The organism is Streptomyces sp. NPDC007095 (genome assembly GCF_040634475.1).
GTDB lineage: Bacteria > Actinomycetota > Actinomycetes > Streptomycetales > Streptomycetaceae > Streptomyces.
In genome coordinates this window covers 38,995-48,220 of record NZ_JBEYFS010000028.1, presented here as the reverse complement: position 1 = coordinate 48,220, position 9,226 = coordinate 38,995, and the positions used below count along the sequence as shown (strand labels likewise).

At 71.8% G+C, this 9,226-nt stretch carries 8 protein-coding genes and 1 pseudogene; 2 read left to right on the top strand and 7 right to left on the bottom strand.

Annotated features, from left to right (window positions below; all coding sequences use genetic code 11):
- A pseudogene (locus ABZ656_RS12555) lies at positions 1-430 on the top strand (hypothetical protein); the annotation flags it as partial.
- On the opposite strand, the gene ABZ656_RS12550 reads toward ABZ656_RS12555, so the two are convergent.
- On the bottom strand, positions 420-1,634 hold the full coding sequence (locus ABZ656_RS12550) for a transglycosylase family protein (protein ID WP_101402308.1): 1,215 nt from the start codon (positions 1,632-1,634) through the stop codon (positions 420-422). The pseudogene ABZ656_RS12555 and the gene ABZ656_RS12550 overlap by 11 nt on opposite strands.
- Before the next feature lie 282 nt (positions 1,635-1,916).
- Between ABZ656_RS12550 and gndA the strand changes: the two genes are divergently transcribed.
- Positions 1,917-3,356 (top strand): NADP-dependent phosphogluconate dehydrogenase, encoded by a 1,440-nt coding sequence (gndA, locus tag ABZ656_RS12545; RefSeq protein WP_101402307.1) that lies wholly within the window; start codon positions 1,917-1,919, stop codon positions 3,354-3,356.
- A gap of 614 nt (positions 3,357-3,970) precedes the next feature.
- On the opposite strand, the gene ABZ656_RS12540 is transcribed toward gndA, so the two are convergent.
- The 6 genes from ABZ656_RS12540 to ABZ656_RS12515 form a co-directional block, all read right to left on the bottom strand.
- Positions 3,971-4,618: an aspartate/glutamate racemase family protein gene (locus tag ABZ656_RS12540; protein WP_101402305.1), complete on the bottom strand. Its 648-nt coding sequence runs from the start codon at positions 4,616-4,618 to the stop codon at positions 3,971-3,973.
- Positions 4,618-4,962: a GNAT family N-acetyltransferase gene (locus ABZ656_RS12535; protein ID WP_101402304.1), complete on the bottom strand. Its 345-nt coding sequence runs from the start codon at positions 4,960-4,962 to the stop codon at positions 4,618-4,620. Before ABZ656_RS12535 ends, ABZ656_RS12540 begins: the two co-directional genes overlap by 1 nt.
- A gap of 60 nt (positions 4,963-5,022) precedes the next feature.
- Positions 5,023-5,442, bottom strand: a complete 420-nt coding sequence (gene panD, locus ABZ656_RS12530) for an aspartate 1-decarboxylase (protein WP_101402303.1) — start codon at positions 5,440-5,442, stop codon at positions 5,023-5,025.
- A gap of 812 nt (positions 5,443-6,254) precedes the next feature.
- Positions 6,255-7,403: a VWA domain-containing protein gene (locus ABZ656_RS12525; RefSeq protein WP_101402302.1), complete on the bottom strand. Its 1,149-nt coding sequence runs from the start codon at positions 7,401-7,403 to the stop codon at positions 6,255-6,257.
- Positions 7,396-8,304 carry a MoxR family ATPase gene (locus ABZ656_RS12520; RefSeq protein ID WP_101402301.1) on the bottom strand — a complete coding sequence of 303 codons (909 nt, stop codon included), beginning with the start codon at positions 8,302-8,304 and terminating at the stop codon, positions 7,396-7,398. Before ABZ656_RS12520 ends, ABZ656_RS12525 begins: the two co-directional genes overlap by 8 nt.
- Positions 8,297-9,223 (bottom strand): XdhC family protein, encoded by a 927-nt coding sequence (locus ABZ656_RS12515; protein WP_360267242.1) that lies wholly within the window; start codon positions 9,221-9,223, stop codon positions 8,297-8,299. The genes ABZ656_RS12520 and ABZ656_RS12515 overlap by 8 nt, the downstream gene beginning before the upstream one ends.
- Positions 9,224-9,226: the final 3 nt, after the last annotated feature.

Below are 9,226 nucleotides of genomic sequence, written 5' to 3'. Positions count from 1 at the left end.
GGAGACATTCGACGCCGGGCTCGGAAACGAACTCGGAAGCGGACTCGGCGCGGGGCTCGGGGAGACATTCGACGCCGGGCTCGGAAACGAACTCGGAAGCGGACTCGGCGCGGGGCTCGGGGAGACATTCGACGCCGGGCTCGGAAACGAACTCGGCGCGGGGCTCGGGGAGACATTCGACGCCGGGCTCGGAAACGGACTCGGCGCGGGGCTCGGACACGGATTCGACGTGGACCGCGGCGAGGACGTCTTCGTACCGGCTCCGGCGATGGCGAGGGCCGCGGAGAGCGCGCCCGGCTCGGCCGACTCACCCGAGTCGGCCGAGGAGGACGCGCTGCCCGCGCTGGCCTATTTCGGCCCCCTGTGCGGGCCCTACGTAGTGGCGACACCTCTGCTGGACCACCACCACCGCACGCGCGTCAAATCCTGACGCCGCCCGCCCTCAGGTAGGCGACCGGATCGACGTCCGTGCCGAAACCGGGCCCCGTCCGCACCTCGAAGTGCAGATGCGGGCCCGTGCTGTTGCCCGTGGAGCCGGAGCGGCCGATGCGCTGGCCGCTCACCACTCCCTGCCCGTCCTTCACCGAGATCGCCGACAGATGGGCGTACTGGGTGTAGCGGCCGTCGGCGTGCCGGATCACCACCTGGTAGCCGAACGAGCCGCCCCAGCCCGCGCTGACGACCTGGCCCGCGGCGACCGCCTTCACGGAGGTGCCGGTGGGCACCGGGAAGTCGACGCCCGTGTGGTAGCCCTTCGACCAGGAGGCACCGGCGGCGTGGTAGGGCGTGCCGGTCGCGGCGTGCACGGGGGCGACGAGCGTGTCGGTCTTCTTGGCGGTGTCCGAGGACGTCTTGTGCGAGGGGGTCTTGTGCGGGGACGTCGTGTGCGTGGACGGTTTGTCGGGGGTCTTCTGCTTCTTCGACGCGGACGAGGGAGTGCTCTCGGTGTGTGCCGGGTTCTGGCCCTTGCCTCGCAGGTTCAGCCGCTGGCCCGGGAGGATCAGGTCCGGGTCGGAGCCGACGGTGGTGCGGTTCGCGTCGTACAGCCGTTGCCAACCGCCCTGGACGTGGCGGGATCCCGCGATGCCGGAGAGCGTGTCGCCGTGCACGACCGTGTACATCTCGGCGGTGCCGGCCCGCGACTGCGGTGTGGTCTGCGGCTGGACGTCGCGTGCGGAGCGCTTGGTGGTCTGGGGCGAGGTGCCGGACTTGGTGCCGGTCCGCTCGGCGGCCGGGGTGATGTCGGGGGTGTCCCCACCCCGGGTGAGACCGGCGCGCACCGAGCAGACCGGCCAGGCACCGGGCCCCTGGCCCTTGAGTACCTTCTCGGCGATGGCGATCTGCTGGTCCTTGGTGGCCTGATCCGCGCGCGGGGCGTAGACCTGCCCCCCGTACGCCTCCCAGGTGGACTGGGTGAACTGCAGTCCGCCGTAGTAGCCGTTGCCGGTGTTGATGCTCCAGTTGTCGGTGGACTCGCAGGCGGCGACCTTGTTCCAGGTGTCCACGTCGGCCGCGTGTGCGACACCGGTGCCGATCAGCGGGAGTGCCATTCCGGCGCCGCCCGCCGTGACGGTGAGTGAGGCGCGGTTGATCCTGTTCGGCTGATACCGGCGGTGCCGGCCGCGTACGGCCATGTGGGAGCCCCCTCGACATGCGTCAGGAGCGGCAAAAGTAAACGCCGCGAACAGGCCATGACAAGAGCGCAATCGGCCGTGCTGTGCGCCCCGGGCGCCGCTCCCTCGCCCGGGGAGGCGGCGGGTCGTTCTTCTGCGTACACGTCGCCGACGCGTCAGGATGGCCGGAGGAACACTGACGAACAGGAACGGCAGGATCACCGGCAGTACCGATACCGACCGATACCGATAGATACCGACGAATACAAAGACCTCTTACCGGATCTCTTAGGAGCCAACCGTATGAGCAACTCAGCCCAGATCGGCGTCACGGGTCTCGCGGTCATGGGGCGCAATCTCGCCCGTAACTTCGCCCGCAACGGCTACACGGTCGCCGTGCACAACAGGACCGCGGCCCGGACGCACGCGCTGGTGGAGGAATTCGGCCACGAGGGCGATTTCGTGGCGACGGAGACCGCGAAGGAGTTCGTCGAGGCACTGGAGCGGCCGCGACGTTTGATGATCATGGTGAAGGCCGGTGAGCCGACCGACGCGGTGATCCAGGAATTCGCCCCGCTTCTCGAGCCCGGTGACATGATCATCGACGGTGGCAACGCGCACTTCGAGGACACCCGGCGCCGGGAGCGCGACCTGCGGGGCCAGGGCATCCACTTCGTCGGCACGGGCGTGTCCGGCGGCGAGGAGGGCGCGCTGAACGGGCCGAGCATCATGCCGGGCGGCTCGAAGGAGTCGTACGCGTCGCTCGGTCCGATGCTGGAGAAGATCTCCGCGAAGGCGCCGGACGGCTCTCCCTGCGTGACCCACTGCGGTCCCGACGGCGCCGGGCACTTCGTGAAGATGGTGCACAACGGCATCGAGTACGCCGACATGCAGCTGATCGGCGAGGCCTACCAGCTGCTGCGCGATGTGGCCGGGTACTCCCCCGCGCAGATCGCCGACATCTTCCGCACCTGGAACACCGGCCGGCTCGACTCCTATCTGATCGAGATCACGGCTGAGGTCCTGTCACACGTGGACGCGGCGACGGGCAAGCCCTTCGTGGACGTGGTCCAGGACCGCGCGGAGCAGAAGGGCACGGGCCGCTGGACCGTGCAGATCGCGCTGGACCTGGGCGTTCCGGTGTCCGGTATCGCCGAGGCGGTCTTCGCCCGCTCGCTGTCCGGGCACGCCGATCTGCGCGCCGCCTCCCGGGAGCTCGCGGGCCCCAAGGCGAAGCCGCTCGGGGAGTCCGAGGCGGCGGCCTTCGCGGACCGGGTGGAGCAGGCGCTGTACGCCTCGAAGATCGTGTCGTACACGCAGGGCTTCCACGAGATCAGCGCGGGCAGCGACCAGTACGACTGGGACATCGACCTCGGTGCCATCTCCGCGATCTGGCGCGGCGGCTGCATCATCCGGGCGGCGTTCCTGGACCGGATCCGCTCCGCGTACGACGCCCGGCCCGACCTGCCGAGCCTGCTGTCCGACAAGACGTTCGCGCGGGAGATCGCGGCGGCGCAGGACGACTGGCGCGAGGTCCTGGTGGCCGCCACCCGCCAGGGCGTGCCCGCACCCGGTTTCTCCGCGGCGCTCGCCTACTACGACGCGCTGCGCGCCGAGCGGCTGCCCGCCGCCCTGACGCAGGGGCAGCGGGACTTCTTCGGGGCGCACACCTATCGGCGCGTCGACCGGGAGGGCTCGTTCCACACGTTGTGGGGCGGCGACCGGTCGGAGGTCGAGGCGTAGGCGGACGTAACGCTACGGGGCGTACGGGTACCGGACGTACGGGTATTCCGCGCCGCCGAGGCCGTCACATCCCCGGAACCCGGGGTGTGACGGCCTCCGACGTTCACCCGTTCGCTCGCCTGTTCACGTGAGCGGGGGGCCCGGTTCGGGGTTCGGTACCGGCTCGGGGCCCGGCGGCACCGGGCCGGGGCCCGGTGGGGTCGGTTCGGGGCCCGGTGGGGTCGGTTCGGGGCCCGGTGGGGTCGGCTCGGGCCCCGGCGGCTTCGGCACCGGGGACGGCGGAGGGGTGGGCTTCGGTGCGGGGTGAGGGCCCGGATCCGGGGTCGGGTCCGGGAAGGGGTGGGGGTCCGGGAAGGGCTGCGGGCGGTCGGGGCCCGGCCCGGGCGTGGGACCCGGTTGTACCGGATCGGGGTTCGGATGCGTCATGGTGTCCTCCAGCCAGTCGATACGTCGGCCCTGGACTTGTCCCACGCGTACCCGGCCACCGCTCCCCCAGTCACCCCGTCGCGCAAGGCGCGCGGACCAGTTGGACCAGACGGACCCGGCCGGCCGGTCCACCGGTGGCGCGTCCATCCATGGAACGTCCGGCCATGACACGTCCGGCCATGCCGCGTCTACCCGTGGCGCACCGCGTCCGCGCCGGCCGCGAGCCCCGGGCGGGGACTGGACAGTACCGGGACCGCGGTCGTGGTCAGCCGCTGGGCCGGGGTCATCGACGCCTGGGCGAGGACGATCGCGTCGGCGTCCGTGACCGAGTCGGCGGCCGCCGCCACGCTGCGGACGTACCCGTCGATGTCGCCTGCCTCGAAACGGGCCCAGGCCCCGTCGACCAGCAGCGTACGAACCTGTACGGAACGCCCGGCGGCGCGGGCCTCCTCCTCGACGAGGGCGGCCGTCGGCCCCAAGGTGCTCTCCGACGTCGCGACGACCACCACACGAGGGCCCCTGGCGACCGCGGCGGCGGCCATCGGACGGTCCACCCGGAGCACGGGTACCCCGGCGCCCGCCTCCTCGGCGACGGCGCCGATGGTCGAGCAGGTGCACAGCACGGCACGCGCCCCGTCGTCGACCGCCCGGTCGAGCGCCGCCCGCACCTCGCCGGCCACCGCGGCCGGGCCCTCGCTCCGGGCCCGGGCCAACAGTTCCTCGTCCACCAGGTGCCGCAGTTCCAGCCCCTGGTGGTCCTCGTCGCGCAGCGCGTCGAAGACGGGGATGTGCAGGGGCGAGGTGTGCAGCAGAGCGAGAGGACCCGATCGGTACATCAGAAGCGCCCGGGGTGCGTCTTGAGCCACTCCACCGCCGCCCCGAGCAACTCCGGGTCGGCCGCCGGAGCCTCCTCGGGGTGGCGCGCCGCCCACTTCACGACGTACGGGCACAGGGGCGCGACCACGACGCCCTCGCGCGCGGCGATGCCGTACAGCTCACGGGCGAGGGAGCCCGCGATGCCCTTCCCCTCGTGCTCGGGTTCCACGATGGTGTGCACGGGGACGAGGGCGCGCGCGGGGGCCTCGAGGACGAAGTACTCGATGTGGCCGACGACTTCGTCCCCGGCGAGGGCCTCGAGGCGGCCGCCCGCACGGTCGTCGCGGATCTCCATGTCGCTCATGGGCAACTCCTCGCGTCCTCGGGTCGTCTGCTTGCCCAGCCGCTGCCCCGGGGCCGGGGTTCAGACGGTGACCGCCTGCGGGCTGCGCTCCTGGTCCGAGCCCGGCACCGGTTCGGACGGATCGGCGCCGAGGGCCACGATCCGGTTGTCGTGGTCCACATGCACGACCCTCGGCCGCAGTGCCCGCGCCTCGGCGTCGGAGACCTGAGCGTAACTGATGATGATCACCAGATCTCCGGGATGCACGAGATGGGCCGCCGCCCCGTTGATCCCGACGACCCCGGAACCGCGCTCGCCCTCGATGACGTACGTCTCCAGCCGGGCGCCGTTGGCGATGTCGACGATGTGCACGAGCTCACCCGGCAGCAGATCCGCGGCGTCGAGCAGGTCGGCGTCGATCGTGACGGATCCGACGTAGTGCAGGTCGGCCTGGGTGACAGTGGCACGGTGGATCTTGGACTTGAATACGGTACGAAGCATTCAGCACTCCCGAAATTCGCTCCCTGCCTGCTTTGTGCAGGTCAAGGGCTGTTCTTTCACCCTACAGCGGAGGGCTCTCCGGCGGACATTCATCCGCGGACTCGGGCCTCTCACTGACCGCTTGCCGAGTTCACCGACATGGGCATCAGCCTGGGCTGAAGGCTGTTGACGAGTCCACTCCTCAGCCGCGGCCAATGAACGGGATCAGGGTAGGGAACAGGACACCGCCGGCGCATCGAGATCTCCGTCACGTGCCCCTGATGCCCTGCCCGGGACGGCGAATGGACACTGCTGCGGTACGGCCTGCCTGCGACATGTCGCAGGCAGGAGCGCCACCACGCCCGTCACCCCGAAGTACCCGCCACCCAAGGCAAAGAAGTGCCCGCATCCACAGCGAGAAGGGCATCCGCGTCGTCGGCCGACCGTACCAACGCGTCAGGCGCCGCTGCTGCCGAGGTGCCGGGCTTTGAGCGCGGTGACCTGGGCAGCCAGGTCCGATGGAGAGGAACGGCGCAGAGCAGTAGCGCGTGCCAACCGAGCCACGTCACTCGCCGACGGCACTGAACTGCCGTGACCGATCGCCCTCACGGGCGCGTGCCGCTGGATTTCCCGCGTCATGGTTCCGGTCATCCGCAACCGATGCGGCGCGGACATCGAGGTCAAGCCGTCAGACCAGTGGCGACCCGCGAAGCGGACGAACAGCGATCGGCGGCGGTCGGAGTGGGGGAAGGCCGGGCCATTGTCGACTGAGCACGTGTTGCCTCGGCCCCGGCCTCTCGGCGCCTTCGAGGCCCGGCATGCGACGGGCAGGGTCATCGGCGGCGGCGCGGGGCGGACAGAACAGCGGTGAAGTCGTCCAGGGCCGCGAGGTTGTGGGCGCTGACGACGGCGTCGCAGTAGGGCAGTGCCGCAGCCATGCCGCCCACGAGCGGACGGTAACGCGGGCTTGCCGTACGCGGGTTGACCCACACTACGCGGTAGGCGACCCGGGACAGCCGCGCCATCTGAGTGGCGAGGTCGGCGGGCGCTCCGGTGTCCCAGCCGTCGGAGATGATGGCGACCACGGCGCCGTGCGCCATGCCGCGCCGGCCGAACCGCTCGTTGAACTCCGCCAGGCAGTCGGCGATCCGGGTGCCCCCGGACCAGTCCGGGGCCACCCGTCCGGCCCGTGCCAAGGCGTCGTCCGGCCCGGCCCGCCGGAGGACGGGCGTGAGGCGTGTGAGCCGGGTGGCGAAGGTGAAGACCTCGGCGTGGGCGGCACGGGCGGCACAGTAGAGCAGTTGGAGCATCGCGCGGGCATAGGGCTCCATCGATCCGGAGATGTCGCAGAGCACGATGAGGTCGCGGGGGCGGGCGCGGGGCGCGAAGCGGCGTAGTCGCAGCGGGTATCCGCCGGTGCGCCGGCTGACGGAGAGGGTGCGGCGCACGTCGATGCGCGCACCGTGGTGCGCGGTGCGGCGCCGGCGGGACGGCCGGGTCGGGGTGCGAAGCACGAGGGTGCGCATCACCTCGGAGAGCCGTGCCAGTTCCTCGGCGGACAGGTCCGCGAAGTCGCGGCCCGCGAGACGGTCGAGCGGACTGGCGGCGAAAGGTACGGGAGCCTTCTGCGGCTGTGCGTCGGCATCCCGGTCTCGTCCGTCGACGGTGTCCTTCCGGGTGCCGGGGACGCGGCCCGCAACGGTGTTCGGGAGCGTTCGGGGCGGGTCGCCGGGTTGCCCGCGCGGTGCTCCGCGGTCGGCCGGGCCGCCGAAGACCTCGCGGAAGACCGCGTCGAACGGCTCGATCTGCTCCGGGTCGGACACCAGGGTGGCGAGCGCGCAGTGCCGCAGCTCGCACGTCGTCGACGGTGCCAGCAGGGTGAGCGCCCGGGCGAAGCTCCGGGTGCGGTCGGGGCCCACCGCGATCCCCGCGTCGTGCAGGGCGGCGGTGAACGAGGCTGCCAGTTCCGGCAGGTCAGGCATCGGAACCGGACTCCGCGTCGATCAGCTCCGCCAGGCCGGCCCCGCGTACGGCCTCCAGGTCCTCGGCGTACTTGAGTACCGCCCCCAGGGTCCGGTCGGCGGCGTCTGCGTCGAGCACGGAGAGCCCCAACGTGTGCAGCGCGCCCGCCCAGTCGATCGCTTCGGCGATGCCGGGCGGCTTGGTGAGTCCCTGCCGAGCGCGCAGGCGTGCCACCCCGATCGCCACGCGCGCGGCCAGCCACTCGGCCGACTCCGGCACCCGCCTGCGGATGATCGCGGCGACCCGTGCGGTGTCCGGGTAGTCGATCCAGTGATAGAGGCAGCGGCGTTTGAGCGCGTCGTGCAGATCCCGGGTGCGGTTGGACGTCAGTACGGCCACCGGCGGTACCGCGGCCGTCCGGGTGCCGAGTTCGGGGATGGTGACCGCGGCGTCTGCGAGAAGTTCCAGCAGGAACGCCTCGAACTCGTCGTCGGCGCGGTCCACTTCGTCGATGAGCAGCACCGCCGGCCGCGGTCCCGGGTGGCAGATCGCGGCGAGCAGCGGCCGTGGCAGCAGGTAGTCCTCGGCGAACAGGTCGGCGTCCCGCAGGGGCTCCCCGCGGGACTCGGCCAGTCGGATGGCCAGCAGTTGCCGTGGATAGTTCCACTCGTAGAGGGCCTCGGCCGAGGACAGTCCCTCGTAGCACTGCAGCCGGATCAGCGGCGTGTCGAGCACGGCGGCGAGGGCACGGGCCGCCTCGGTCTTGCCGACGCCGGGCTCGCCCTCCAGCAGGATCGGCTGCCGCATGCGCACGGCCAGCAGCAGCGCCGTGGCCAGGGCGTCGTCGGCCAGGTAGCCGACCGTGTCCAGACGCGAGCGCAGGGCGGGGACATCAGGTACGAGGGGGTCGAGGTCAGGCATGCGCGTACCGGGAAGGGTCGTCGGCGAAGGCGTGCTGGCACCCCGGGCCGCAGAAGTACACCCTGCTGCCGGCCCGGTCCAGTGAGAGGGTGGCGGGCGTGATCACCACGGTCATGCCGCACACGGGATCCACGCCCTCGGCCACGGCCTGCGGTGCGGCGGAGTCGGCTCCGGGGCGCGCGGCTCGGGCCGCCTGCGGCCGCAAGGCGATGATCTCGGCGTACACCGACAGCGCGATCTCCGCCGGGGTCCGTGCGCCGATGTCCAGGCCGGCCGGGGTGTGGACGCGCGCGCGTTGTTCCTCGGTGAGCCCCAGCCCGGTGAGCACCGCCGCGCCGCGCTTCGGACTGGCCACCAGCCCGATGTACGGGATCCCGGCGCGTGCGGCCTCGATCAGTACGGTCTCCTCGTCACGGCCGTGGGTGGCGATGACGACGACGTCCAGATCGGGCGGCAGCGGCTCCCCGGACGAGGCCGGCCGGGCGTCGAGGCCGAGCACACGACCGACGTCGAGCAGAGCGCGGGCGATGGGGGCGTGTCCGTAGACGTACCCCAGCGCCGGCGGGAGGTTGGCCTCCAGGAAGATGTCCAGCGTCCCGCCCGACAGGCAGGGATTGGCCACCGTGACCAGGCCTTCGCCCGGCTCCTGCGCGCCTTCGGCCCCGCTGTCCGCGGCGGGCGTGATCCTCAGCAGCAGCGATTCGCCGGTCTCCAGCACCCGCAGGCCCTGCAGTTGCACCGTCGTCTCGGCGCATGTGCCGCCCACGAAGCCCTCGACGGTGCCGTCGGGCAGCACCAACGCGCTGTCCCCGGGCTTGGCACTCGTGGGCCGTTCCGCGTGGACGACAGTGGCCAGGACGAACGGGGTCCGGCCGTGCCGGAGCACGTCCGCGCGGGTCAGCAGTTCGGTGTTCGTCATCGC

Coding starts and splice junctions, on each gene's coding strand:
- gndA (WP_101402307.1), top strand. CDS start 1,917: ATGAGCAACTCAGCCCAGATCGGCGTCACGGGTCTCGCGGTCATGGGG.
- ABZ656_RS12550 (WP_101402308.1), bottom strand. CDS start 1,634: ATGGCCGTACGCGGCCGGCACCGCCGGTATCAGCCGAACAGGATCAAC.
- panD (WP_101402303.1), bottom strand. CDS start 5,442: ATGCTTCGTACCGTATTCAAGTCCAAGATCCACCGTGCCACTGTCACC.
- ABZ656_RS12515 (WP_360267242.1), bottom strand. CDS start 9,223: ATGACGAACACCGAACTGCTGACCCGCGCGGACGTGCTCCGGCACGGC.
- ABZ656_RS12540 (WP_101402305.1), bottom strand. CDS start 4,618: ATGTACCGATCGGGTCCTCTCGCTCTGCTGCACACCTCGCCCCTGCAC.
- ABZ656_RS12520 (WP_101402301.1), bottom strand. CDS start 8,304: ATGCCTGACCTCGACCCCCTCGTACCTGATGTCCCCGCCCTGCGCTCG.
- ABZ656_RS12525 (WP_101402302.1), bottom strand. CDS start 7,403: ATGCCTGACCTGCCGGAACTGGCAGCCTCGTTCACCGCCGCCCTGCAC.
- ABZ656_RS12535 (WP_101402304.1), bottom strand. CDS start 4,962: ATGAGCGACATGGAGATCCGCGACGACCGTGCGGGCGGCCGCCTCGAG.